We start from the raw sequence: 24,083 nt of genomic DNA, 5'->3' as shown, positions 1-24,083 counted from the left end.
CCGGGACCGGCCGGCGATCAGCGGACCACGGTCGTTCCGGCGATCAGGTCGTGGCCGGTGCGGCCGTCCGGACGGCGTGCGAACAGCGCGTCGATCACCAGCAGCCCCGGGCCGACCACTACGGACAGATCGTCGAGCAGCGAATTCAGGGCGTGCGACGGCGGCATGGCGCTGAAGACGCTCCCGATCACGAACGTCAACGCCAGGTAGGCCACCGGCAGGGTCGCCTCCCGGGCGATCGACCGGTACCACCCGGCCGCGCCGCCGTGAACCGCGACGACGCGTATGCCGGTCAGTCGTTTTCCCGCCGAAGCGCCGCTGATCGCGGTCGGTACGACGATGATCGCCACGAAGGCGATCAAGGTGAGCCCGGCCGCGATCGACAGCAGCATGAGAAATCGTCCCAGTTCGGCCCACTCGCCGTCGCCGGTGGTGACGGCCCCGGAAGCAACCGCGACGCCGGCGATCACCACGCTCGTGACGAGGGCGAGGTCGATGACGCGGGCGGCCAGCCGGCGGCCGAACGGTGCGGGTGTCATCGCGGTGATCATCGCCTGCAGATTGCCACAACCCGGCAAGTGCCGTGACCCGCCGGTGGATGCGAGATGACAGGATCGGCCGATGACCGAGGTCCCCGAAGCACGTCTGTCCCGGGCCGTCCGGCTGCGGGAGGACGGCGAACCGGTGCGAGCGCGGGAGCTGCTGCTGGCGCTGCGGGCCGAGTTCCCCGCCGATCCGCTGATCGCCTACCAGACCGCGTGGGTGCACGACGTGCTCGAGCTGGAGGAGGAGGCAGTCCCGCACTACCGGGCGGCGATCGCCGGAGGGCTCCCGGACGAGCAGATGCGCGACGCGATGCTGGGCCTGGGCAGCACCTTGCGGGTGCTCGGCCGGGACGACGAGGCGGCCGAGGTCTTCGCCGAGGGACTGCGGCGCTTCCCTGGCCACCGGCCGTTGCGGGTCTTCCAGGCCATGCTGCGTCACAACGCCGGCGACAGCCGTGAGGCGGTGGCCGACCTGCTCCGGGTGCTCGTGGAGTCCACCGGGGACCCGGACATCCGGCAGTACGGCCGGGCGATCAGCGCGTACGCCGAAGATCTGGATCGTGGCCGGCCCCATCCGTGACATCGGCCCGGCGGCCGGGTTCGGCGGGCTCGGCCATTGCGAAGGGGACGTTGAGCAGGCCGGCCCCGGTCTGCACCTGATAGCGCGTACGGCCGCGTTTGACGATGGTGCCGACCAGCCCGCTGTACTTGCCGCCGCCACGCAGACGGATCCGATCACCCACCGCGAACGGGATCGGCCGCTCCGTGGCGGTGCCGGCCCGGCCGGCCGTGATGCGGGCGAGCTCGGCCTGGTAGCGCGGATGCATCGGCACCGGGACACCACGGTGGGTCCAGGAGAACAGCGCGGACCGGTCGAACCGGGGCGAGCAGCGGGTGCACGACCGGACCCGTACCGGCCGGCGGTGCACGGTCGTCCGGTGGCCGGCCGGGCAGATCCCCTCCCAGGCGCCCTCGACCCTGGGCACGTCCTCGGGAACACAGCGGGTGCCAGAACAACCGATCCGGACGGCGATGGCCCGCCACGTCCGGTCATGGCCGTGCCCGGGGCCGGCGAGGGCGTGCGCGATCTCGTGCAGCACCGTGTCGGCGACGTGCTCCGGCGAGTACAGGCGGATCAGCGGGCGGGACAATCCGATCTCCTTGCGGTCCAGGCGGCAGATCCCGGCCCGGGTCTTCGCGTCGTCGAACGTCAGGGTCCATCCGGTGAGTCCGTGCCGGGTCATGAGGCCGGCTGCGAGCTCTCGTGCGTCGATCAGGTTCAACTCGTGTGGCTCCTCGTCACCTCCCCATGATGACAAGGCGCCCCCTTACCGCGGGTCGCCCACTCCCTCCAGCTTCTCGGCGCCGGCCTTGACGATCGCGATGAACTCGGCCTGGCCGGGCGCGACGGTGCCGATCTCGTCGAAGGTCAGGGACAGGCCGCCGTACGCCACGACCGCCCGGCGGGCCTGATCGACGCCCAGTCCGTCGTACCGGTAGACGGTGACCATGGCGGCGGCCGGTTTACCGAGGTCCGGCAGCGGCAGACGGGTGTGCTCGGCCGTGTGGCGGGTCTTCGGGACGACCGGGCACTTCACCGGAACGGCGGCCACGTCGTCGACGATCCGGCGTGCCAGGGCCGGTCCGACGGCGTTGATCTCGATGTCGAGGGTGGTGCCGTGGTTGCTCTCGAACGAGACCCAGGCGTGTGTCACCGCCTTGGGCACCCTGGCCGGCTCCGCGCCGGTGCACGCGTCCGAGCCGAACAGGTCGAAATCCTTGGCCCGCCCCTTCCCGCCGCCGCTGCGGGTGTGGTCACCGGCCACCTCCGCTTCGGTGAGCAGGAGGGCGGCGAGCTGCTCGGCGGTGAAGTAGCCGCCGGCCCGGGCCGGGCCGGTCAGCGCGATCGTTGCGAGCAGGCTCAGCGAGAGAATCAGTCTCATCGTCCCAAAGTAGGTGAAACTTCGCTGTCCAGGGTCCGGGTCCGGACGAGTGGCCGCTCACGGCTGAACCAGTCGAGGTCCAGCCGGTGGCCGGTCAGCGACTCCATGGTGGCCGTCGCGGTGGGCCGGTCCAGGTCCGCCCCGCGGACCTCACCACGGTCAGGCGACCTGCGAAAACGCCTCCAGCGAGTGCTCCTGGCGTTCCCATTCGCCGAACGGCACGTCGGCGATCGCGGCGCCGAGGGCCGCCATGCCGGTCTGCATGGCCTCCATCGACGACCCGCATGTTCAGCTTCCTTCCACGGTCTCTGCCGTCTCTGTCTCGACTTTGTCGGTGAAGATCTGCAGGATGCGCTGCCACCCGGCCTCGTAGCCGCCGGACAGCGAGGTGGCCGCGGCCACCTGCTCGGCCGTGAGCCGTTCCCAGCCCCGGTGCTCGAGCGCCACCCGGGTCAGCGCCGGGGCCAGGGCCGTGAACGTCAGCTCCACCTCGGTCACCTGGGGCAAGCTCGTCCACGTCATGCCGAAGCGCTCCGACGGCTGCCAGACGATGACCTCGCCCCAGTCGACCTGGTTGCCGTCGGTCCAGGTCTCGTATATCCGCCCGCCCAGCTCCCGTTCGATCGTGACGGTCGCGACCTTCTCCAGGCCGAGGGAGTGCGAACGGGTCGGCCACCAGGAGCCGATGTCGCGGACGAACACCTCGAAGGTGTGTTCCCGGCCGCTGCGTACCAGCGTCGACTGCCGGATGGGCGGACGTTTCATCTGATGTACGTTGTCGGACACACCCTCATTCTCAGCCGCCGCACGTCGCGGTCCGCAGCCACCCGCTCGTCCGGCCCGCGCGGCTTCCTCAGGCGACGTCCGGCTCCCGGCCCGGCTCGACGGTCGCACGGTCGGCCTCGACGAGGCGGCGCCCCACATCAAGGGCGTCGCTCCACATCTCGTCGAGGAACTCGCGAAGCCCGGCGAGACCCTCCGGCCGGGCCCGATACAGCCGCCGGGTGCCGGCCCGACGCTCGTTCACCAGGCCGGCTTCCCGCAGCACGGTCAGATGCTGGCTGATCGCGGTCCGAGTCACGTCGAACGCCGCCGCGATCTCACCGGCCGCCAGTTCGTCACTGGCGACCAGGCGCAGGATCGCCCGCCGGCGCGGCTCCGCCAACGCCCGGAAGGCGTCATCGGTCGCGGACTCGTCCTCGGACATCAGCCGTTCACCCCCACAGACCCACCGGGTTGCCGTCCGGATCGGCGAACACCGCGAACCGACCGTAGTCGCCCGGCAGCGGCGCCGGTTCCACCAGGGTGGTGCCACCGAGCTTGACGGCCTCTTCCAGGGTCTTCTCCAAGTCGTCCACCTGCACGTAGATCTTCACGCCGGCCTCGCCCGGATTCTCCGCCGGGCCGATGCCGCCGCCGATCGCACCCTCTCCGGCGTTGGTGTCGACGAGTGCGTAGCCGCCGTCCTGGTCGGCCGGCGCCGACCACCCGAACAGCTCGCTGTAGAAGCCCCGAGCCCGCTCGGCGTCGGCACTGATGATCTCGAAAAACCCAACCGGACGGCCCACGACCGTCTCCTTCCCCTTGTCCTTACCGGCCTCTCCGACCGGCACCGCTAACGTTAGCCTGGACTAACGTTAGCGTCAACTGACAAAGCAAAATCGTCTTCCGGTACGGGAGAGCGACGGAGCTGCGGCTCAGCGGTGGCCGGGATGTGGCCGCGCGCGGATGTCCCGCGCAGACGCCGGTGAGTCGCGGTGCAGCGCGGGGTCACCGCCTGAGACGGGATGATGGCGGCTGGGCCGGCATTCATCGCCGGCCGAGATGAATCAGTCCGGGACGCCGAGAAGCGGGCGCAGGATGTCGTCGACGACGTGGAGAACCCATGCCTCGTCGAGCGGTTCACCGGACAGCAGCAGCCGGTGCCAGAGCAGCGCCTTGCCGACCTCGACGACGACGCCGACGTTCGGTGCGGCCGGTAGTTCCCCGCGGGCGACGGCCCGCTGGAACACGGCTGACGCGTCGGCGACGCCGGTCTCCAGGACGTGCTCGTGCAGCAGCCGGCCGAGCGACGGATCGCTGCGGATGGCGGCGAGCAGGCTCAGCACGATCGGCTGCTTGCGCTCGTAGACGCGGCAGAAGGCGTTCATCGCGCCGATCAGGTCCCCGCGCAGGGTGCCGGTGTCGGGCAGCGGGGGGTGGTCGATCATCATGCCGTGCAGGGCGGCGGCCACCATGCCGGGTTTCCCGGACCAGCGCCGGTAGATGGTGGCCTTGCTGGCCCGGGCCCGGCGGGCCACCTCGTCGATCGACATGCGGTCGTAGCCGACCTCGGTCAGCAGTTCGCGGATCGCGTCGAGGATGGCCCGTTCCCGGGTGGGGTCCAGGCGGTACTGCGTGGTGGCCGGCGACTGCGACATCCCGGCCCCCCGAAGCCGTCACTGAGCGTTGGTCAACGTACCGTATCGCACCCCGGTCAGGTCCTCGGAGATCGACCACAGGCGCCGGGCGGCGGCCTCGTCGCGACCGCGTTCGGACACCTCGATCCGGGTGGGCCGGCCGCGGCGCTCGCCGGGACCGTCCGGCCCGTACGCCTCCCCGGTCCTGACCTCCGGGCCCAGCGCCGCGCGCAGGATCGGCAGTGCCCCGGCCTCAGCGGACTGTGCCGACAGGCGCGCCAGGCGGATGAGTACGTCGCGGACCGCGCCGCCGGTGCGCGCCAGGCCGGTGTGCGCGACCCCGGGGTGAGCCAGGACGCTGGTCAGGCTGGTACGCCGTCCGAGTTCCAGGGCGAACAGCACGTTCGCGAGTTTGGACTGTGCGTAGGCGCCGAACTGCCGGTACCGGCGCCGGCCCATCAGGTCGCCGAAGTCCATGCGGCCGCGCCGGTGCAGGCCGCTCGTGACCGTGACGACCCGCGGTGCGGCGGCCGTCTGCAGGGCGGGCAGCAGCAGGCCGGTGAGGGCGAAGTGGCCGAGGTGGTTGACGCCGAACTGGCGCTCGAACCCGTCGGTGGTCAGTTCCCGGCGCGGGACGGCCATCACTCCGGCGTTGTTGATCAGGAGATCGAGTCGTCCGTACGTCTCGAGGAATCTGCGCGCGAAGCGCCGTACCGACGCGAGGTCGCCGAGGTCTAGCTCCCACCAGGTGCCGCCGGTGCGGGCCGCGGCGGCGAGCCCGCGTTCCCGGTCACGGGCCGCGAGGATCACCTGCTTTCCGTCCGCGGCCAGCTGAAGCGCGGTGTGGTAACCGATGCCGCCGGATGCGCCGGTGACGATGGCGATGTCCATGTCTCTTCCCTCCGCAGTGGTGTACGAAACGGTACCGTACACCGGGCGGTCAACAGCGGACAGTCGTTCGGTGACCTACGCTGTCGCTCACATCGATCCGGCAGAGGGTGAGCCCGCATTCCGCGCGTCAGGTACGCCGGCGCCTGAGGGTGTCAGGGGCCGGCCGGGGGAGCGATCAGTGAGGTGGGGGAGACCAGCGGTCGCAGCAGTGCCGGGTCGGCGAAGCCCGGTGGCCGGCGCGCCACCCCGGCGAGCAGGTCGGCGACCTGGATGCGGGGGTCCTCGCGGGAGTCGGCCATCACGAGGCCGGCCAGTGGGGACACTCCGCCGGGCAGGGCGGCGGGGCCGGCGGCCAGGGCCCGCTGCAGGCGGGTCAGACGGTCGGCGGTCAGGGCGCTCTGCTCGTCATGAACGACCAGCACCCGGTGCCGGCCCGCGCTCCACGTCAGGATGGTCTCGGCGAGAGCGGGCAGCATCGGTTCCAGCGGTGGCGGGATCGTGCGGTCGTCGGCGTCCAATCGGGACATCACCGCGCGCACCCGTTCCCGGGTCAGCGCGCCGAGCACGTCGGCGGCCGGGGTGCCGGTCAGGTGGCGGGCCAGCGCGTCGCGGGCCTGCAGGAACCGGACGGCCCGCTGGTCGCCCGGTCGCCGACGTCTGGTGCGGACCAGGTCCTCGAAAGCGGCGAGGAAGGCGTCCCACTCCTCCTCGGCGGTCCGGCCGTGCCGGTGGAGGGCGACGGCTGCCGGGCGGCGGGTCTGCGCCAGGCGGGTGCCGGCGAGGTAGGACGGTTTGCCGGCCAGCAGGTCGACGACCCTGGTGACCAGGAAGAACTCCTTCTCGACCAGGTGCACGTGGGCGCGGCCGGGCAGTGCTGCCAAGAATCTGCCGACGCTGTCGGCGGCGTCCGGGCGGCGCAGGAAGTGCCCGGACTTGGTCTCGCGCGGGGACAGCCTGAGCCCGTCCCTCAGACCGGCGATCAGAGCGGCGGCCTCGGCGATGGTCAGGTCGACGCTCGCGTGGGTGATCATCGGCGTGGCCGACCGGTGCAGGTTGGTGCCGGAGAAGCCCGACTCGTCACAGGCGATCTCCACCGCGGCGCCGGTGACCGTGTCCGGCGGCGGCATGCCGCCCTGCAGCGGCGACCTCATGCGTGATGCCCCGGCATGCCGACCATGGTGGCCGCCGACCGGCCTCCGGACAATCCATTTGCGCCGGTGCGGCGGCAGCCCTCGTCGCCGAGGGGCCGCCGGCCGAGGATTGACGGTTACGCGCCGATCAGTGGGTACTACCGAGGAGTAGGCCTAGTCTGGGATGACGTGGACTCCCCGGCAGCGGAGGTGATCCGGTGGGAACCGGTGACAAGCAGCGTGAGTTCGACCAGATCGTGGACCGGCTGGTCGCGGACTTCCCCTCGCTGGCCGGGCGGCGGCGATGGCCGCGCCCGGTCCTCGTCACGGCGGCGATCGTGGGTGGCGTGCTCTGGGCGCTCCTGTCGGTGGCGATGGTGGCCTGGGGCACGGCCGGTGTGGTGCTGACCCTCGTCGTGGCCGGTCTCGTCGGCGCCGGGTTCGCCGTCGACTCGTACCGGTGGCGCCGCCGCGGCCGGCCCTGACGGATCAACCCCGGGGATCCATCCGGCCGTACGAGGTGAGTGTGCGCAGCGCCTGCAGGGTGACCATGCCGCGCCACTCCAGACGCGACGCCTCGCTCGGCGGCTCCCACGTGACCGGCCAGCCGCCGTCCGGCAGCTGTGCCGCCTCGAGGTGATCCAGGTGTGCCGTGATCTGGGCGTCGTCGAACAGGCCGCGCCACGGTGAGTCGGCGGCCGGCGCCACGTGCAGCGGCGTCAGCCCGTACTCACCCGGTTTCGGCATGCTGTGGAACATCGACGTGGCGGTCATCCGTTCCAGGACGCGCGGCGCGTGCCCGGCGGCCCGTTCGCGGTCGGGCACGTGGGCGAGGAAGCTCATCACCTCGGACAGCCCGTGCACCTCGTCGGGCAGATTCCCGGATTCGACGGCGTCCCAGCAGAACCGGGTCGCCGCCGCCCGCCACGGGTGGTCGAACCCGAGCCGGTGCAGCAGCCCGGCCAGGCCGGCGGTCGGGTTGACGCCGGGCTGGTAGGTCCAGCCGGTCCAGTGCCCGGCCCTCGGATACTCCTCGATGACCGGGAACGCGAGCGGTACCACGCCGTTCTCCCCGGCTACACCGGCCAGGAAGTCGCAGGCCGGTCCGAGCAGTTCCGGTGCGTCCGCGCCGGCGTCGGCGAGGGCCTGGAAGGCGACCTCCGCATCGATCGGCAGGCTCGCCGGGCAGCGTTTGTCCGGCTCGAGGCCGTGGCCGAAACCGCCGTCGGCGTTGCGATAGGCCCGCAGCGCGTTCACCACGCCGTCCGGGGACTCGCCCAGAAAGAGGGTGGCGTGCAGGCGGCGCTCCAACAGGCGTGCCTCACGCTGCAGGAATCGGGTGGCGGCCAGAAATGTCATACCCCGAACCTAGGCTGGCCGCCGGACGGACGTCTTGTAGGAAACGGACACGGGGGGCCGGTGTGACGGACTACCGCGAGTGGGCACCGCCGGCTTCGCTGACCGGCGCGGTCGTCTGCCTGTGGCACCGCACGGAAACCGGCACGTCGGCGCCGGCGCTGGTTCTGCCGGACGGCTGTGTCGATCTGATCTGGGAGAGCGGTCGCGGGGCGTTCGTCGCCGGTCCGGACACCGGGCCGATGCCGGGCACGACCGGGCCGGCGAAAACCCTTCTCGGCGTACGCCTCCGTCCGGCCGCCGGCGGGCCGGTCCTCGGCCTGCCCCTGGACGAGTTGTGCAACCAGCGGGTCGACCTGTCCGAGCTGAGTCCCGTGGCGGCCCGCCGGCTCGACGGCGCACTGCCACCGGGCGAGGCGCTGCGCCGGCTGCTCGCGGTCACCGGCGAGTTCGCCGAGGAGCGGCCACCCGACCCGGCGCTGCTCACGGCGGTGCGCCTGCTGCACGACCCGAGGGCGCGGGTGCACGAACTCGGTGCCCGGCTCGACATCGGAGACCGGCAGCTACGCCGCCGGTTCGCGGCCGCGGTCGGTTACGGGCCCAAGATGCTGCACCGGGTGCTGCGGTTCCGGCGGTTCCTGACCCTGCTGGAGTCACCCGGCGGGCTCGGTGAGCTGGCGGTCCGGGCCGGTTACGCCGATCAGGCGCACCTCAGCCGGGAGACCGCGCAGCTGGCCGGGCTGCCACCGGCCGCTCTGGCCCGCCGGTGGGGCCGAGGAATCTGACCAGGGCGTTGACCGCCTCCCGGCCGGCCCGGTTGGCGCCGACCGTGGACTGGGACGGACCGAAACCGATGAGGTGCACCCGCGGCTCGCCGGACACCTGGGTGCCGGTCAGACGGATGCCGCCGGCCGCGTTGCGCAGGCCCAGCGGGTCGAGGTGGCCGAGCGCCGCCTTGAAACCGGTGGCCCAGACGATCGCGTCGACGGAGGTGAACGAGCCGTCCGCCTCGCGGACGCCGTGCGGCTCGATCGCGGTGAACATCGGCCGCCGGTGCAGGGCGCCGCGTTCCCTGGCGGCGATCGCACAGGGCGTCCAGACGAGCCCGGTGTAGGAGACGACACTGCCGGTCGGCCGGCCCGCCTCGACGTCCGCGGTCACCTTCGCGATCGTGTCCCGGCCGAGCCCTTCCGGCGTGAAGTCGCCGTCGTGGAAGACCGGCTCACGCCGCGTGTACCAGACGGTGGTCGCCACCCGCGAGATCTCCTCGAGCAGCTGCACCGCGGAGATCCCGCCACCGACGACGGCGACCCGCATCCCGGCGAAGCGTTGTGCCGACACGTAATCGCGGGTGTGCACCTGGATCCCGGCGAAGGTCTCCCCGCCCGGGTATTGCGGGCGCACCGGGTTGTCCCACGTGCCGGTCGCGTTCACGACCGCCTCGGTGGCCCACGTCCCGTTCCCCGACTCGACGATCAGGCCACCACCCGGGTCGCGCCGCACCGCGTTCACCCGTACCGGCCGCACGATCGGCAGGCCGGACGCCGCCTCGAACGACGCGAAGTACCGGGGCACGGCCGTACGGCTCGGCTCGGCCTCGTCGAGCGGCGGTTTCGGGAAACCCGGCAGGTCGAAGATCCCGTTCACGGTCCCCATCCGCAGTGACTCCCAGCGTTCCCGCCAGGCGCCGCCGGCACCCGGTGACGAGTCGAGGATCACGAAGGTCCGCGCACCGGCCGGGTCGGTGAGGGCACTGCCGAAACCGTGTCGTTTCAGGTGGTACCCGGCGGAGAGTCCGGACTGTCCACCGCCTATTACCACCACCGTGGCCGCGTTCACGGCCAACCCAACCGACCTGGCCGTTCAGGTATTTCCGCCTGGCCGTCCCGGGCAGTGCCGCGACGACCCGGCCGCGCGGGCGCACGGCGGCTGCCAGCATGGATGGCGACTGCACCCCCGGGCAGCGACGACAGATACGACCGCGAGAACGGGGATCAGAAATGCTTCGCAAACTGGTGGCGCTCAGCGCCGCGACCGCGATGAGCGCCTCCGGCCTGGTGCTGGCCGGAACGACTCCGGCCGCCGCCTCGACCGGGTTCGGGTGTGACTATCCGAAGGTCTGCTTCTATCTGACGGCCAAGGACTGGGGCGCCCGTAAACCGACAGCCTCCTATCAGCAGATCACCGAGGACTTTCAGATACTCGGCGTACGCAGCCGGAACGCCTACGCGGTCCACAACGCACGTGTCGACGACGCGGCCCTGCTGCTGTTCTCGGACGGGACACAGGAGTGCGTCGAGTCGGGCGGCACCTGGTTCCACGACGAGTTCGGTGTCAAGTACAAGGTCGTCGGTGTCCGGATCGCCGACGAAGCCGACTGCGGTGTACTTCTCGGAACCGACCATTGAGGAACGCTCACCGTGATCAGTGAGACTTTTCAATCCGGTGCGGGCTGGTGCCGCGGGCCTCCTGCAGGCAGCATGTTCGGGTGCCCGAGTCTTCCGCCTTTACGCAAGCCCGTCAGCGTGCCGAAGCCCTTGCCCGGTCGGGCGATCTGGACGGGGCCCGGACCCTGCTGGAACGGGCCGTCGAGATCGGCCGGGCACAGCTCGCTCAGGGCGACGCCGAACTTCTCGCCACGATGCGGCAGCTCGCCGACGTCCAGATGCGAGCCGACGACCCGATGGCGGCGCGGCGCACCCTCGAGGAGGCCATCGAGGCCGGCATCCGGCTGGGTGACACCGATCCGCTGATGCTCATGCTTTCGTACGACCTCGGCCTCGTCGCCGAGGAACTGGCCAACCGCCACGTGGCCCGCACCAACTTCACCCGCGTGGCGGAGCTCGGCCCGTCCGTGCTCGGCGCCGGCCACCCGGCCGTGATCCACGCCCGCACCTATCTTGGTCCCGATGCCCCGGCACTCTCATCGGTCCCAGCATCCTCGCCGGGCCTGGCATCCTCGCCGGGCTCGGCACCCTTGCCGGTTCAGGCGCCTTCCCCGGCCCGGGTCCCCTCGCCGGGCGCGGCGGTTTCGTCAGGCGCGGCCGGTGAGGCCGGTCCGGTTCTCGAGGCCGGTCCGGCCAGGGACATCCAGCCGATTCCTGCTGCGGCGGCCGTGCCCTCACCGCCCGGGACGGCCCCCCTTCACCAGGGCCCGATTCCCGCAGCGGTGCCGTTCCCGCCGTCCGGCACCGTTCCCGCGCCGGACCCGATGGTGCCGGCCGCCATGTCGGGGCACGGACCGGCCGGCGGGTCACGGTCGCGCAAGTCGATGGTGGCCGCCGGGGCCGCCGTCGTCGCGGTGACCCTGGCCGTGACGGCGATCTTCGTGCGTACCGGCGGCGACGCCGGATCGTCCGTCCAGGCCGCCCCGGCGCGGGTGACCCTGCACGATGCCGGTTCGTCGGTGATGGTGCTGTGGGACAGCCCGGCCAACAGGTCGGTGTCCGCGTTCACGATCACCGGTGGTCCCGCGGGCCGGGCCGCACAGCCGTTGGGCGAGACCACCGCGAACGTGACCGCCTTCGAGGTGCGCAACCTCGACCCGGCGGTCGACTACTGCTTCGCGGTGGTCGCCTCGTACGGTTCGGACGGCGCCGCGACCTCGCCGCAGTCATGCACCACCCGCGAGCCGCCCGCCTCCGCCGCCCCACCGGCGCAGCCGTCGTCCGCGGCTGTCCCGCCTTCCCGGTCGACGACTGCCCCCGGCGCCCCGAGGACGCCCGCGTCCACGCCGGCCCGGACCGCGACCACGACGAAGGCCGCCGTGGTGCGGACCAGGATCAGCTCCCCGGCCGCCAGGAGCCGGGTGTCCTGGCCGTTCGACGCCACGTTCACCGTCTCGAACGCCGATGCCTCGGCCACCGGCACCGTGCTGGCGCTGTCGATCTGCGTCGCCGGCCGCTGCTATCTGGACGGCAAGGTGGACGTCTACGACGGGGTGGCCGCGCCGTACACCGTCTATCTCGGTTCGACGAAACCCGAGGGCACCGGCGCCGCCTGGCAGCTGCGCCTGGACCGCATCACCCGGGCGACGTACGACAAGCTGGTCGCCGAGCGCGACGCCTCGATCGCCGCCGGCACGTGGGGCAATGTCAGCACCCGCATGAACGCCCTGAACGCCACTCCGGTGAGCACCCTGACCGTCACCAAAGCAGGCTGAGACACCCGCCCGCCGTACCTCGCGCGCCGGGGTACGTCCGGCGGGCGGGGACGGTCAGGGGAAGCGGATCTCCGGGTACCGGGGTGACGGACGGTCGAGCAGCCGGCCGTCGCGGTGGCGCAGGTGCCGGTCGAAGAACGCCCGGACGTAGGCGCGCTGGATCGCGACCGACCGCGGCCCGTCGATGGTTCCGACGGCCGGTTCGACCTGGTCGGGTGGCAGGCCGAGCTGCGGCAGCAGGACCTGGAAGTCGCTGAACGAGAGGTGCGCCGACCCGTCGAGCTCCATCCGGTAGCGCTTGCCGCGCAGGTTGTCCCACATCCGGGTCCAGGTCTCGTCCTGCTCGCCGTCGTGCGACTCGGAGCCCAGCAGCAGGAACGGCCGGTCGAGCCCGGCTTCCAGGACGGGCCCGGCGAAGCTGCCGTCGAGGTTGAGCCCGGCCCTGATCCGGCGGTCGGCCAGCATCGTCCCGGCCGCGGCCGCCCCGCCCATCGAGTGGCCGAACATGCCGACCCGGGACAGGTCCATGTGCCGCGCCAGAGGCATCGTCCGCAGCCGGTCCAGCACGAAACGGGTGTCGGTCACCCGTACGTCAAGGGCTTTGCCGATGAGCTGCTCCTCCTCGGCGGGCGTCGCGACCGGGGGGATCGCATTCGTCGCGATCCGGCCGTCCGGGAACTCGACGAACTGGGCGTCGTGCGTGTGGTCGACGGTGACGACCACGTAGCCGTGGCTGGCCAGGTCCTCGGCCAGGGCGGTGCCGCTGGTGCGCTCCATCCCGAAACCGGGCGACCAGAGGATCACGGGGTGCTTGCCGGCAGCAGCCGGGGCATTCAGGTGACCGTGGGTGACCGGCAGGGTGAATCCGCTGTCCGGTGTGTTGATCCGGGCCGCGACGCCGGGTGTGACCCAGTCGGCGCGCTGATGCCCGCGGACGGAGCGGGCCGGGTACCAGACCGAGACCATCAGTTCGCGGAACCGTTCGGTCGCGACCCAGGGGTCGGGCCGGGACCGGTCCACGAGGTGAGCCGTGACGACGCCGACCTTCGCCGGCCCGGTGGGCGGTGGCAGGGAGAGCCGGGTGACCGTCGCGACCGGCGTGACTGCCAGGACGGTGGCGAGTAGCGCTTTCATCATGGCCCGAGTCTTCGGCGTGCCGCCGGTCCGGGGTAGTCGCGGTTCTCATCGCTTCGATGTGGATTCCTCACACCCCGGACCGTGAGGAACACCCGCCCGAAGACCGATGTAACAAAGCATTTTGTTGCGGAACCGCCCGTTTATATTGACGATTGTTTGTAAACCTTCTTAACATTTGGCCGCCCGCAGTCATCCCCACGGCGTCGATCCACGCCGGACACGAAGGGTCCCAAAACATGATCATCAGGAGAAGCAGGTGGGCGTCGGTGGCGGCAGCGCTCACGGTCGCCGCCGCGGGAACCGCGATCGCACTCGCGGGTCAGGGCGTCTCCCAGGCCGCGGTGCTGCCCAACGGCTTCAAGAGCGTCGGCTACATGCCCTCATGGGCCGGCAGCGTCACCAGCGTCCAGTACACCAAGCTGACCCACATCAACTACTCGTTCGCCCTGCCCAACGCCAACGGCACGCTGCAGCCCATCGAGAACACCGCCAAACTGCAGCAGCTCGTCACGCTGGGGCACCAGAACAATGTGAAGGTCTCGATCGCCATCGGCGGCTGGAACGGCGGCAACGACTCGGCCTTCGAGAGCCTCGCCGCGAACGCCGGCACCCGCACCACCTTCGTCAACACGGTCATGGGGGTGGTCCGGCAGTACAACCTCGACGGCGTCGACATGGACTGGGAGTACCCGGACCCGGGCGCCTCGGCCAACAACTACACGGCCCTGATGGGGCAGCTCAGCACGGCGCTGCACAGCGAGGGCAAGCTGCTCACCGCCGCGGTCGTGAGTGAGGGTGGCACCGCCGAAGGCGTACAACCGGCCGTGTTCGGCTACGTCGACTGGCTCAACATCATGGCGTACGACGGAGGCAGCCCGCACGCCGGCTACGACTGGTCGATCAACGCGGCCAACTTCTGGAAGAACCGCGGACTGCCGAAGGCCAAGACCGTCCTCGGTGTGCCGTTCTACAGCCGGCCCGGCTACCTGACGTACGCCCAGCTGGTCGCCCAGGACCCGGCCAACGCCAACCGGGACTGCACCCCGTCCGGCGAGTGCTACAACGGCCTGCCGACGATCCGCCGCAAGACCCAGTGGGCGATGGCCAACGCCGGCGGCATCATGAACTGGGAGCTCTCGCAGGACGCCACCGGAGCGAACTCGCTGGTCAGCGCCATTTATGAGACGGTCGTGGGTGGTGGCCCGACGAACCCGCCGACCGGGCGGACCGGGCGGATCACCGGCATCGGCGGCAAGTGCGTGGACGTCGCCGGAGCCAGCAGCGCCAACGGTACGGCCGTGCAGCTCTACGACTGCAACGGCACCGGCGCCCAGACGTGGACGGTCGGCACCGACGGCACCGTCCGGGCGTTCGGCAAGTGCCTGGACGTCAACGCTGCGGGCACCGCGAACGGCTCGCTGGTGCAGCTCTACGACTGCAACGGCACCGGCGCCCAGCAGTGGCAGGCCCAGTCCAACGGCACCCTGCGCAACCCGGTGAGCAACCGCTGCCTGGACGCGCAGAACAACAGTTCCGCCAACGGCACCCGCTTGCAGATCTGGGACTGCTTCGCCGGCGCGAACCAGCGCTGGACGCTGCCCTGAGGCGCCGGCCCGGCCCGGTCGATGTGCTGCCCGTCATCCAGCAGTGGGATGGCGGGCAGCGGCCCGGCCGGTCCAGTAGCGACCACCACCGCCTGCCCGGTCCCGGACCTCCAACTCGGCGGACGCCTGACCGCCGCCCCTTCCGCCGACGGCGGCTGGACCGTCGAGGCGCGGCTGCCGGCCGGTGCCGCACCGCGGCCGCAGTGAAAGCCGGCAGGGCTGCGGGCCTCGTGTCCGGCGGTGGTCCCACGACCGGGTGACTAGACTGTCGAACCCGTCAGGCAAAGCGATTCTTGGAAGTGGCCCGGTATGTCCCTGTACAGCACGCAGCGCCTGCATTCGCTGCGCATGATCGTCACCGGTGGTGGGACCGGCGGGCACACCTACCCCGCTCTCACCACGATCAACGCCCTGCAGGCCCGGCTCGCCGCGACCGGCACCGCGCCCGAACTGCTGTGGGTCGGTGTCGCCGAAGGCCTCGAGGCGAAGATCGCCGAGCGTAACGGCATCCCGTTCCGGGCCGTCACCACCGGGAAGCTGCGCCGCTCGCCGAACCCGCGCGAGCTGGCCCGCAACTTCGTCGACGCGTTCCGCATCCCGCTCGGCATCCTGCAGGCCGCCCTCACCGTCGCCCGGATCCGGCCGGCCGTCGTGCTCAGCACCGGCGGTTTCGTGTCGGTGCCGATCGGGCTGGCCGCCGCCCTGTTCCGGGTGCCGTACCTGATGCACGAGCAGACCCTGAGCCTCGGCCTGGCGAACCGCATCCTGGCCCGCGTCGCCACCCGCATCCTGCTCAGCCACGAGGCATCGCTCGAGCACCTGCCGGAACGCGCCCGGCGGCGGGCCGTCGTCACCGGCAACCCGATCCGGCCGGCGGTCCTCGCCGGTGATCCGGTCAAGGGCCTCGCGGCGTACGGGCTGGACCCGGCCGTTCCCCTCGTGCTGGTGACCGGCGGCGCCGCCGGCGCCCAGCAGATCAACCGGATGCTCGCCGGCGCGCTGCCGGACCTGCTGCCGCACTGCCAGATCGTCCACCAGTGCGGCAGTCTGAGCCACGCCGAGATGCAGCAGGTGGCGGCCGGCCTGCCCGCGCACCTGGCCTCCCGCTACCGGGTCGTCGACTTCATCCACGACGAGCTGCCCGACCTGCTCGCCGCGGCGGCGGTCGTCGTGGCCCGCAGCGGCGCCGGCACCGTCGCCGAGCTCACCGCCCTCGGCAAGGCGTGCGTACTCGTGCCGTACCCGCACGCCGCCGGCGACGAGCAGCGCATCACCGCCCGTCATCTGGCCCAGCACGGTGCCGCCGTGATGCTCGACGGCGACGAGGCCACCCCGGAGCGTCTGCGGGACACCCTCGGCGCCCTGCTGGCCGACCCGCAGCGCCGGGCCGCCCTCGCCCAGGCGGCCACCACCCACGGCCGCCCGTCGGCCGCCGACCAGGTGGTGACGGAGATCCTCACGGCCGCGGCCGGGAAGTAGTTCACCTGCCGCGGCGCGTCGACGGGCGGCCGGGCCGGTGGGGAACCGGGCCGCCCGCGGTTCTCAGCCGACCGGCGCGGCGGCGCGGAGGCGGGGAAGCAGGGCGTCGCCGACCCGGGCCGTCTCGCGCTTGTACGGGGTGTCGGACAGCACGAAGTGCGTGATGCCCAGCTCGGCGTACCGGCCCAGGGCCGCGGCCACCTCGTCGGCCGAGCCGACCAGCCAGGTGGTTCCGGCGCCGCCTCCGCCGTACCGGCCGGGGGCCGTGTACAGGCACGAGTCCAGCACGTCGCCGCGTCCGGCCAGGTCGAGCAGGCGTTGCTGACCGACGGCGCGGCGGCGCAGCGGGTCGCCGTGCGTCTCGTGGTAGCGGGCCAGTTCGGCTACCTTCGCCTCGGCGTCGTGCCATGCCTGTTCGCTGGTGTCGCGCACCAGCGTGGTGATGCGCAGCCCGAACTCGAGCGGCGGCAGTTCACGGTCCAGGTCGGTGCTGAGCTTGCGCAGCCGGGCGATGCGTTCGGCGATGCCGTCCAGGGGCTCACCCCAGAAGAGCTGGACGTCCGCGTCGGTCGCCGACACCGTTTCGGCGGCGGGGGAGGCGCCTCCGAAATAGAGGCGGGGACCATTCTTGTACGGACGAGGCGTCACGGTCGAACCGGTGACCCGGAAGTGCTCACCCTCGTACGTCACGTTCTCCTCGGTCCACAGCCGGCGCGCGATCCGGATGAACTCGCGGGTCCGGGCGTACCGCTGGGCCTGATCGCCTTCGACGTCGCCGTAGGCGGCCAGATTGTCCTGACCGCTCACGATGTTGATCAGCAGGCGGCCGCCGCTGAGCTGGTCGAGGGTGGCGGCCGCGCTGGCGAAGTGGGCCGGCTGCCAGTACCCGGGGCGGATCGCGGCGAGCGGCCGGAACGTGGTGGTCCGCACGGCGAGCGCGGTGGCGACCGTGAACGTGTCCGGCCGTCCCCAGCCGGTGCCGATCAGCGCGCCGGACCAGCCGTGCCGTTCCGCGGTGACGGCCAGGTCGACGCTGTGGTCGAGCGTGCCGTAACCGTCGACCGCGTCGTCGCCGCGATGTCCGGGTTCGACGGTGTTCGGGATGTACCAGAGGAACTCGTAGGTCATGCCGCGCTCCGCCGGCGCCGGTCGGGCTCGAGTGCCGGCGGGTGATAGCCCTGGTCACGAGCCGACAGGGTGACGCCGGGCGGGACGATCTTGTCGATTTCGTCGAGGACGTCCCGGCTCAGCCGTACCTCGGCGGCGCCGAGCTGGCCTTCGAGCTGCTCGAGCGTGCGCGGACCGATGATCGGCGCGGTGATCGCCGGATGTTCCAGGACGAAGCCGAGCGCCAGGTGGATCAGTGACAGGCCGGACTGTTCGGCGAGCAGGGCGAGAGCCTCGACGGCCGCGAGTTTGGCGGCGTTCTCCGGAGCGTCGATCTCGAACCGGCCCGGCTGCCGGCCGCCGCGGCTGGTCTCGGGCTGGGTACCGCCGGCGCGGAACCTGCCGGTCAGCCAGCCACCCGCCAGCGGGCTCCACGGGATCACGGCGAGGCCGTACTTCTGGGCGATCGGAAGGACCTCACGTTCGATGCCGCGGGCCAGGATCGAGTAGGGCGGCTGCTCCGAGACGACCCGTTCGCGGCTGCGCCGCTCGGTGATCCACTGGCCCTCGACGATCGCCGACGGCTCGAACGTGGACGTACCGATGTAGCGGATCTTGCCCTGGTGGACCAGGTCGGACAGCGCTCCGAGCGTCTCGTCGAAGTCGGTGTCCTCCTCGGGCCGGTGCACCTGGTACAGGTCGATGTGGTCGGTCCGCAGCCGGCGCAGGCTGTCCTCGACCGCGCGGATGATCCAGCGCCGTGAGTTACCGAAGTGGAACGGGCTCGTACCGATCTGCCCGTGGAACTTGGTGGCCAGGAAGACCTCGTCGCGCCGCCCCGCCAGGGCCTTTCCGACGATCTCCTCGGACTCGCCCTGGCTGTAGACGTCGGCGGTGTCGACCAGGTTGATCCCGGCGTCCAGCGCCCGGTGGATGATGCGGATGCTGTCGTCGTGGTCGCGGTTGCCGCGTTCGCCGAACATCATGGTGCCCAGCGCGAGGGCGCTGACCTTGACGCCGGTACGGCCGAACGGGCGCAGGGGGATGGTCATCGGGCTCCTTGAGCGGTGAGAAGACTGTTGGCGGGGCGGGGGAGTCCGTAGTGTTCGCGCAGCGTGGTACCGGTGTACTCGGTACGGAACAGGCCGCGTTCCTGCAGGATCGGCACGACCGTGGCGGCGAACGCCTCGATGCCGGACGGCAGCACGGCGGGCATGATGTTGAACCCGTCGGCGGCGCCGTTCTCGAAGTAGTGCTGGATCGTGTCGGCGACCTGCACCGGCGTACCGGTGAAGGTGCGGTGACCGCGGCCACCGCCGAGCTTGCCGATCAGCTGGCGCACGGTGAGGTTGTCGCGCCGCGCCCAGTCCACGATGAGTGTGCGGCGGCTCTTGTGGCCCTCGATCTCGTCCTCGGCCGGGATGTCGGCCGGGAGGTGCTCGTCGAGCTTGAGCCGTCCGGCGTCGATCCCGAGGACCGTGGCCAGTGTCCCGATCGCGAACTCGGGGGAGATCAGCCGCTCGAGTTCGGCCTCCAGCTCCCGCGCCTCGGCGACGGTGTCCCCGAGGATCGGGACGATGCCGGGCAGGACGACCACGTGGTCGGGGTCACGGTCGGCCGCGACGGCCCGGCGCTTGATGTCGGCGTAGAAAGCCTGGCTCTCGGCGAGCGTCGGCTGGGCCACGAAGATCGCCTCGGCCCACCTGGCGGCGAACTCCTTGCCGTTCTCCGACGATCCGGCCTGCACCAGCAGCGGATGGCCCTGCGGCGAGCGCGGCACGTTCAGGGCGCCCTCGACCCGGAAATACTGCCCCTCGTGGCCGACGGGGCGGACCCGGTCGGGTACGGCGTGCACCCCCGACTGCTTGTCGGCGATCACGGCGTCGTCGGCCCAGCTGTCCCAGAGCTTGGTGGAGACCTGCAGGAACTCGTCGGCCCGCTCGTACCGCGTCCGGTGCAGTGGCTGGTCGTGCAGCCCGAAGTTGCGGGCGGCGGCCTCGCCGGCGGTGGTGACGATGTTCCAGCCGGCCCGGCCACCGGACAGGTGGTCCAGTGAGGCGAACCGGCGGGCCAGGTTGTACGGCTCGTTGTACGACGTGGACGCGGTCGCGATCAGCCCGATCCGGGTGGTCGTGGCGGCGAGCGCGGCCAGCAGCAGGGTCGGCTCCAGCTTGCCGGCCGGCCGGCGGGCCGGGTCGCTCCACAGCACCGGGCTGTCGGCCAGGAACACCGAGTCGAACTTGGCGTCCTCGGCGACCCGCGTCAGGTGCTGGTGCGCGGCGAGCGACAGGTTGGAGTGCGGGTCGCTCTCCGGCAGCCGCCAGGACGCCTCGTGGTGGCCGGTGTCGTGCAGGAACAGGTTGAAGTGCAGCTGCCGGGTCATACCTTGCTCAGCTCCAGGCTGTTGGCGGGGCGGGGGAGTCGGTAGTGGTCGCGCAGGGTGGTGCCGGTGTACTCGCTGCGGAAACGGCCCCGCTCCCGCAGGATCGGGACGACCTTCTCGACGAAGGTGATCAGGCCGGACGGCAGGACCGCCGGCATGATGTTGAAGCCGTCGGCGGCGCCGGAGTCGAACCACTCCTCGATCGTGTCGGCGACCTGGACCGGCGTACCGGCGAAGGTTCGGTGGCCACGACCACCGCCGAGACGGCCGATCAGCTGGCGCACGGTCAGGTTCTCCCGCCGGGCCAGCTCGACGATCAGGGTGTAGCGGCTCTTCGCACCCTCGATCTCGTCCTCCGCCGGCAGGTCGGCCGGCAGCGGCCGGTCCAGGTGGAGATCGTCGGGGTCGAGGTTGAAGCGCTCGGCAAGCTGCCGTTTCGCGTACTCCGGGGAGATCAGCCGCTCCAGTTCGGCGTCGAGTTCCCGCGCTTGCGCCTCGGTGTCGCCGATCACCGGCACGATGCCGGGCAGGATCTTGATGCCGTCCGGGTCGCGGCCCAGCGCCGCGGCGCGCTGCTTCAGGTCGCGGTAGAAGTGCTGCGCCTCGCCGAGCGTCTGCTGGGCGGTGAAGACGGCCTCGGCGTACCGGGCGGCGAACTGTTTGCCGTCCTCCGACGACCCGGCCTGCACCAGAAGCGGGTAGCCCTGCGGCGAACGGGGGACGTTCAGCGGCCCGTCCACCCGGAAGTACCGGCCCCGATGGTTGATGGCCCGGACCTTCGCCGCGTCGGCGTGGACGCCCGCCTCCTTGTCGGCCACCACGGCGTCGTCGGCCCAGCTGTCCCACAGTTTCGTGGCCACCTCGACGAACTCGGCAGCCCGTTCGTAGCGGTCGGCGTGCAGCGGCACGTCGTCGAGACCGAAGTTGCGGGCCGCGTCGGCGCCGGCCGTGGTCACGATGTTCCAGCCGGCCCGGCCGCCCGACACGTGGTCGACCGAGGCGAACCGGCGGGCCAGGTTGTAGGGCTCGTTGTACGAGGTGGAGGCGGTCGCGATGAGGCCGATGCGCTCGGTCACCGCGGCCAGGGCGGTCAGCAGGACCGTCGGTTCCAGCTTGCCGGCCGGCCGTCGTCCCGGATCACCCTGCAGGACCGGGCTGTCGGCGAAGAAGATCGAGTCGAGTTTGCCGCGCTCGGCGATGCGCGCCAGCTCCTGGAAGTGCTTCACGTCCCAGCCGGCGTGCGGGTCGCTCTCCGGCAGCCGCCACGACGCCTCGTGGTGCCCGACGCTCATCAGGAACGCGTTGAGGTGCAGTTCCCTACTCATTCTCCACTCCCAGCCGATCGAGAAGAAGTGCGCGCAGTTCGGCGAAGCCGGCGTCCGAGCGGGACCGGCGTGTCAGGTTCACGCGTACGTCGGTGTGCACCACTCCGGCGTCGAGCAGGATCACCCGGTCGGCGAGCACGATCGCCTCGTCGACGTCGTGGGTGACCAGCAGCACCGCCGGCTGGTGCGCCTCGCACAGCTTGCGCAGCAGGGCGTGCATCCGGATCCGGGTGAGCGCGTCCAGCGCCCCGAACGGCTCGTCGGCCAGCAGCAGTTGCGGCTCGCGGACCAGCGAGCGGGCCAGCGAGGCCCGCTGCTGCTCGCCGCCGGACAGTTCGAACGGCCACGACCGCTCCCGCCCGGCGAGCCCGACCTCGGCCAGTGCCTTCTTCCCCCGCTCGGCGGCGTCCGGGTCGCGCAGGCCGAAGATGACGTTGTCCAGGACCCGTTTCCAGGGCAGCAGCCGGGAATCCTGGAACACCACCGACACCGAGTCCGGCACCTCGATCCGCCCGTACCCGGCGACGTCGCGGTCCAGGCCGGCCAGCGCCCGCAGCAGTGTGCTCTTTCCGGTGCCGGAGCGGCCGATCAGTGCCACGAACTCGCCCGGCGCGATGTCCAGATCGAGCCCGTTGAGCACGCCACCGTTCTTGTTGAAACTGCGGTGCAGGTTCCGGACCCGTACCGCCGACTCGGTCGTCGTCAGCCCTCGAGTGTCTTGCGCCATGCGAGCACCTTCCTTCCGGTGAGCCGGACGGCGCTGTCGGCGCAGTAGCCGAAGATGCCGTAGATGACCAGGCCGACCACGATCACGTCGGTCTGCCCGTACTGCTCGGCCAGGGTGATCATGTGGCCGATGCCGGAGATCGCGTTGTACTGCTCGACGACCACGAGGCCGAGCAGCGACGACGTCACCGCGAAACGCATGCCGAGCAGGAAGCCGGGCAGCGCGCCGGGCAGCACGATGTGCCGGATGAACTCGCCGCGGCCGATGCCGATGGTCTCGGCCAGCTCGGCGTACTTGCCGTCGATGCCGCGCAGCCCGTTGTGCGTGTGGATGTAGATCGGGACCATGCTGATCAGCGCGATCGTGATGATCTTCATTTCCTGGCCGATGCCGAACCAGGCGATGAACAGCGGGATGATCGCCAGCGTGGGCACCGATCGCTTGATCTGGATCGGCCCGTCGATCAGCGACTCACCGAGCCGGGACAGGCCGGAGATCACCGCCAGCACCGCGCCGGTGGTCACGCCCAGGAACAGGCCGATCGCCGACCGCTCCAGCGACGAGAGCACGTTGCCGAGCAGGTCGTGGTTCACCCGCTGGTCCTCGAACGCGATCACCACGTCCCACGGCGCGGAGAGGATCGCCGGCTTGATCACTCCGGTCGCGGACCCGATGCTCCAGACCGCGAGGGCGAGGAACGGGCCGATCCAGAACGCGAACGGGATACGGTGGCCCGGACCGAGACGGCGGCGGACGACCCGCCGGTCGGTGGTGTCCTCGACGGGGACCGGTGCGGTGTGCAGGGTGGCGGTCATGCGGCGTCACCCGTGACGACCTTCGCGCCGGCGGCGTCCGCCTGCACCTTCTCGAAGCGGCGGTCGATCAGCGTGCTGACGTCGAGCTTCTCGTGGTTCTGTTCCTTGGCGAGCAGGTCGGCGGTCTCCTGCAGGCGGGTGATCGCGGCGTCCCAGGTCGCCGGGATGGCCTTGTCGCCGTTGATCTCCACGACCGCCCTGGCGTCCGCCTCGCTCAACCCCTGCGTGTCCTGGTAGTAGGCCTTGGCGAATTCGTCCGGGTGGTCGTTGGACCAGAGCAGAGCCTTTGTCCGTACGCCCACGTAGACCTTCAGAGCCGCCGCCTTGTCCGCGTCCTCCACGGCCGAGGTCAGGCAGTACAGCGTGGACGCGTCGTCGCGGATCCCGGTGTAGATCGAGCTGGCGCCCGGGTACTTCGCCTCGTACAGCTTGATGTTCTGCGCCCCGATCGGCGCGACGTCGACGGCTTTGCTGCCCAGTGCGGTCACGTAGGAGTCACCGGTGCTGGTCAGCTCGACCAGTTGCACGTCCTTCTGGCTGAGGCCGGCCTTCTGCAGCACCCGCAGCACCAGCGCGCCCTGCGCCTGGCCGGCACTGTAGGCGATCTTCTTGCCGCGCAGGTCGGCCAGTGAGCTGACGCTCACCCCCGGTGCCACGCCGAGCTTGTAGAACGGGTGCTCGAGCGGGTCGACCGTCACCGACTGGAACACGATCTTCGTGGACGTGCCGGTCCACGCCGCGAACAACGACGGGATGTCGGCGACCGCGCTGCAGTCGAGCTTGTCGGCCCGGAACGCCTGGATGCTCTGCGGCCCGCCGCTGATGTTGGCCCATTCGATGGTGATCCCGGCGTCGTCGAGGTCCTTGTCCAGACCGGACGCCCCGATGAGCGCCTGGAGCTGCGGGTCACCGAGACGCAGTGTGGTGCCGCCGGTCACCTTGTCCGGGAGTGCGGCGGACAGCTCCAGCTTGGTGGCGGCCTCCTCGCTGCCGCCGCACGCCGTGGTGGTGACCAGAACCGTGGCCAGCACGGCGATCAGAGCTTTGCGGGACGTACTGATCATGGGTGGTTTCCTCTTC

Annotated in this window: 27 protein-coding genes; 8 read left to right on the top strand and 19 right to left on the bottom strand. The window is 71.2% G+C overall.

The genetic code is table 11. The features are described 5' to 3' along the window. Positions 1 to 17: 17 nt before the first annotated feature. Complete coding sequence (locus AB0G04_RS34820) at positions 18 to 551, bottom strand: RDD family protein (protein ID WP_360991781.1); 534 nt, start codon at positions 549 to 551, stop codon at positions 18 to 20. Positions 552 to 621: 70 nt separating this feature from the next. Between AB0G04_RS34820 and AB0G04_RS34815 the strand changes: the two genes are divergently transcribed. Beyond that, positions 622 to 1,125: a tetratricopeptide repeat protein gene (locus AB0G04_RS34815; RefSeq protein WP_360991779.1), complete on the top strand. Its 504-nt coding sequence runs from the start codon at positions 622 to 624 to the stop codon at positions 1,123 to 1,125. On the opposite strand, the gene AB0G04_RS34810 is transcribed toward AB0G04_RS34815, so the two are convergent. The 8 genes from AB0G04_RS34810 to AB0G04_RS34775 form a co-directional block, all read right to left on the bottom strand. Further along, positions 1,079 to 1,864: a SprT-like domain-containing protein gene (locus AB0G04_RS34810; protein WP_360991775.1), complete on the bottom strand. Its 786-nt coding sequence runs from the start codon at positions 1,862 to 1,864 to the stop codon at positions 1,079 to 1,081. The two genes, AB0G04_RS34815 and AB0G04_RS34810, sit on opposite strands and share 47 nt — an antisense overlap. 9 nt (positions 1,865 to 1,873) lie before the next feature. Further along, complete coding sequence (locus AB0G04_RS34805; protein ID WP_360991772.1) at positions 1,874 to 2,488, bottom strand: hypothetical protein; 615 nt, start codon at positions 2,486 to 2,488, stop codon at positions 1,874 to 1,876. A 288-nt stretch (positions 2,489 to 2,776) separates the two neighbouring features. Next, positions 2,777 to 3,253 (bottom strand): SRPBCC domain-containing protein, encoded by a 477-nt coding sequence (locus AB0G04_RS34800; protein ID WP_360991770.1) that lies wholly within the window; start codon positions 3,251 to 3,253, stop codon positions 2,777 to 2,779. A gap of 88 nt (positions 3,254 to 3,341) precedes the next feature. Then, on the bottom strand, positions 3,342 to 3,695 hold the full coding sequence (locus tag AB0G04_RS34795; protein ID WP_360991767.1) for a metalloregulator ArsR/SmtB family transcription factor: 354 nt from the start codon (positions 3,693 to 3,695) through the stop codon (positions 3,342 to 3,344). A gap of 7 nt (positions 3,696 to 3,702) precedes the next feature. Next, positions 3,703 to 4,056, bottom strand: a complete 354-nt coding sequence (locus AB0G04_RS34790; protein WP_360991764.1) for a VOC family protein — start codon at positions 4,054 to 4,056, stop codon at positions 3,703 to 3,705. Between the two features lie 261 nt (positions 4,057 to 4,317). Then, the gene (locus AB0G04_RS34785; protein ID WP_360991761.1) at positions 4,318 to 4,908 is read right to left on the bottom strand and encodes a TetR/AcrR family transcriptional regulator; all 591 of its coding nucleotides are present in this window, start codon (positions 4,906 to 4,908) and stop codon (positions 4,318 to 4,320) included. An 18-nt stretch (positions 4,909 to 4,926) separates the two neighbouring features. Continuing rightward, complete coding sequence (locus AB0G04_RS34780; protein WP_360991759.1) at positions 4,927 to 5,778, bottom strand: oxidoreductase; 852 nt, start codon at positions 5,776 to 5,778, stop codon at positions 4,927 to 4,929. A 152-nt stretch (positions 5,779 to 5,930) separates the two neighbouring features. Continuing rightward, entirely contained in the window at positions 5,931 to 6,929 is a 999-nt protein-coding gene (locus AB0G04_RS34775) for a hypothetical protein (RefSeq protein WP_360991757.1), read from the bottom strand. A 197-nt stretch (positions 6,930 to 7,126) separates the two neighbouring features. On the opposite strand from AB0G04_RS34775, the gene AB0G04_RS34770 reads away from it, so the two are divergent. Beyond that, positions 7,127 to 7,393, top strand: a complete 267-nt coding sequence (locus tag AB0G04_RS34770; protein ID WP_360991754.1) for a hypothetical protein — start codon at positions 7,127 to 7,129, stop codon at positions 7,391 to 7,393. Between the two features lie 4 nt (positions 7,394 to 7,397). On the opposite strand, the gene AB0G04_RS34765 is transcribed toward AB0G04_RS34770, so the two are convergent. Beyond that, positions 7,398 to 8,267, bottom strand: a complete 870-nt coding sequence (locus AB0G04_RS34765; protein ID WP_360991751.1) for a hypothetical protein — start codon at positions 8,265 to 8,267, stop codon at positions 7,398 to 7,400. A 62-nt stretch (positions 8,268 to 8,329) separates the two neighbouring features. Between AB0G04_RS34765 and AB0G04_RS34760 the strand changes: the two genes are divergently transcribed. Then, positions 8,330 to 9,049 carry a helix-turn-helix domain-containing protein gene (locus AB0G04_RS34760; RefSeq protein WP_360991748.1) on the top strand — a complete coding sequence of 240 codons (720 nt, stop codon included), beginning with the start codon at positions 8,330 to 8,332 and terminating at the stop codon, positions 9,047 to 9,049. Here the strand turns inward: AB0G04_RS34760 and AB0G04_RS34755 are convergent. Beyond that, positions 8,976 to 10,103 (bottom strand): NAD(P)/FAD-dependent oxidoreductase, encoded by a 1,128-nt coding sequence (locus tag AB0G04_RS34755; protein ID WP_360991746.1) that lies wholly within the window; start codon positions 10,101 to 10,103, stop codon positions 8,976 to 8,978. The genes AB0G04_RS34760 and AB0G04_RS34755 overlap by 74 nt on opposite strands. A gap of 161 nt (positions 10,104 to 10,264) precedes the next feature. On the opposite strand from AB0G04_RS34755, the gene AB0G04_RS34750 reads away from it, so the two are divergent. Both AB0G04_RS34750 and AB0G04_RS34745 read left to right on the top strand, forming a co-directional pair. Continuing rightward, the gene (locus AB0G04_RS34750) at positions 10,265 to 10,672 is read left to right on the top strand and encodes a hypothetical protein (RefSeq protein ID WP_360991743.1); all 408 of its coding nucleotides are present in this window, start codon (positions 10,265 to 10,267) and stop codon (positions 10,670 to 10,672) included. Between the two features lie 80 nt (positions 10,673 to 10,752). After that, on the top strand, positions 10,753 to 12,426 hold the full coding sequence (locus AB0G04_RS34745) for a hypothetical protein (protein WP_360991741.1): 1,674 nt from the start codon (positions 10,753 to 10,755) through the stop codon (positions 12,424 to 12,426). A gap of 54 nt (positions 12,427 to 12,480) precedes the next feature. On the opposite strand, the gene AB0G04_RS34740 is transcribed toward AB0G04_RS34745, so the two are convergent. Further along, entirely contained in the window at positions 12,481 to 13,563 is a 1,083-nt protein-coding gene (locus tag AB0G04_RS34740; RefSeq protein ID WP_360991739.1) for a hydrolase, read from the bottom strand. 236 nt (positions 13,564 to 13,799) lie between these two features. Between AB0G04_RS34740 and AB0G04_RS34735 the strand changes: the two genes are divergently transcribed. The 3 genes from AB0G04_RS34735 (at position 13,800) to AB0G04_RS34725 (ending at position 16,646) form a co-directional block, all read left to right on the top strand. Beyond that, positions 13,800 to 15,167 (top strand): glycosyl hydrolase family 18 protein, encoded by a 1,368-nt coding sequence (locus AB0G04_RS34735; protein WP_360991736.1) that lies wholly within the window; start codon positions 13,800 to 13,802, stop codon positions 15,165 to 15,167. A gap of 48 nt (positions 15,168 to 15,215) precedes the next feature. After that, positions 15,216 to 15,374, top strand: a complete 159-nt coding sequence (locus tag AB0G04_RS34730) for a hypothetical protein (RefSeq protein WP_360991734.1) — start codon at positions 15,216 to 15,218, stop codon at positions 15,372 to 15,374. A 102-nt stretch (positions 15,375 to 15,476) separates the two neighbouring features. Continuing rightward, positions 15,477 to 16,646 carry a UDP-N-acetylglucosamine--N-acetylmuramyl-(pentapeptide) pyrophosphoryl-undecaprenol N-acetylglucosamine transferase gene (locus tag AB0G04_RS34725; protein WP_360991731.1) on the top strand — a complete coding sequence of 390 codons (1,170 nt, stop codon included), beginning with the start codon at positions 15,477 to 15,479 and terminating at the stop codon, positions 16,644 to 16,646. Between the two features lie 63 nt (positions 16,647 to 16,709). Here AB0G04_RS34725 and AB0G04_RS34720 read toward each other — a convergent pair whose 3' ends face one another. Genes AB0G04_RS34720 through AB0G04_RS34690 form a run of 7 tightly spaced genes read right to left on the bottom strand, consistent with a single transcriptional unit; the run spans position 16,710 to position 24,067 of the window. Continuing rightward, entirely contained in the window at positions 16,710 to 17,774 is a 1,065-nt protein-coding gene (locus tag AB0G04_RS34720; RefSeq protein ID WP_360991728.1) for an LLM class flavin-dependent oxidoreductase, read from the bottom strand. Next, positions 17,771 to 18,805: an aldo/keto reductase gene (locus tag AB0G04_RS34715; protein ID WP_360991726.1), complete on the bottom strand. Its 1,035-nt coding sequence runs from the start codon at positions 18,803 to 18,805 to the stop codon at positions 17,771 to 17,773. Before AB0G04_RS34715 ends, AB0G04_RS34720 begins: the two co-directional genes overlap by 4 nt. Next, entirely contained in the window at positions 18,802 to 20,136 is a 1,335-nt protein-coding gene (locus tag AB0G04_RS34710) for an LLM class flavin-dependent oxidoreductase (RefSeq protein WP_360991723.1), read from the bottom strand. The genes AB0G04_RS34715 and AB0G04_RS34710 overlap by 4 nt, the downstream gene beginning before the upstream one ends. Then, complete coding sequence (locus tag AB0G04_RS34705; RefSeq protein WP_360991721.1) at positions 20,133 to 21,461, bottom strand: LLM class flavin-dependent oxidoreductase; 1,329 nt, start codon at positions 21,459 to 21,461, stop codon at positions 20,133 to 20,135. The genes AB0G04_RS34710 and AB0G04_RS34705 overlap by 4 nt, the downstream gene beginning before the upstream one ends. Further along, positions 21,454 to 22,188 carry an ABC transporter ATP-binding protein gene (locus AB0G04_RS34700; RefSeq protein WP_360991718.1) on the bottom strand — a complete coding sequence of 245 codons (735 nt, stop codon included), beginning with the start codon at positions 22,186 to 22,188 and terminating at the stop codon, positions 21,454 to 21,456. The genes AB0G04_RS34705 and AB0G04_RS34700 overlap by 8 nt, the downstream gene beginning before the upstream one ends. After that, complete coding sequence (locus AB0G04_RS34695; protein ID WP_360991716.1) at positions 22,164 to 23,003, bottom strand: ABC transporter permease; 840 nt, start codon at positions 23,001 to 23,003, stop codon at positions 22,164 to 22,166. The genes AB0G04_RS34700 and AB0G04_RS34695 overlap by 25 nt, the downstream gene beginning before the upstream one ends. Further along, a complete protein-coding gene (locus AB0G04_RS34690) occupies positions 23,000 to 24,067 on the bottom strand; it encodes an ABC transporter substrate-binding protein (RefSeq protein ID WP_360991713.1) in 1,068 nt (355 codons plus the stop codon). Before AB0G04_RS34690 ends, AB0G04_RS34695 begins: the two co-directional genes overlap by 4 nt. Between the last annotated feature and the right edge of the window lie 16 nt (positions 24,068 to 24,083).

The sequence above is a fragment of the Actinoplanes sp. NPDC023801 genome (assembly GCF_040639655.1).
Classification (GTDB): domain Bacteria; phylum Actinomycetota; class Actinomycetes; order Mycobacteriales; family Micromonosporaceae; genus Actinoplanes.
The sequence above is the reverse complement of the archived record's forward strand: the minus strand, read 5'-3'. Positions and strand labels throughout refer to the sequence as shown.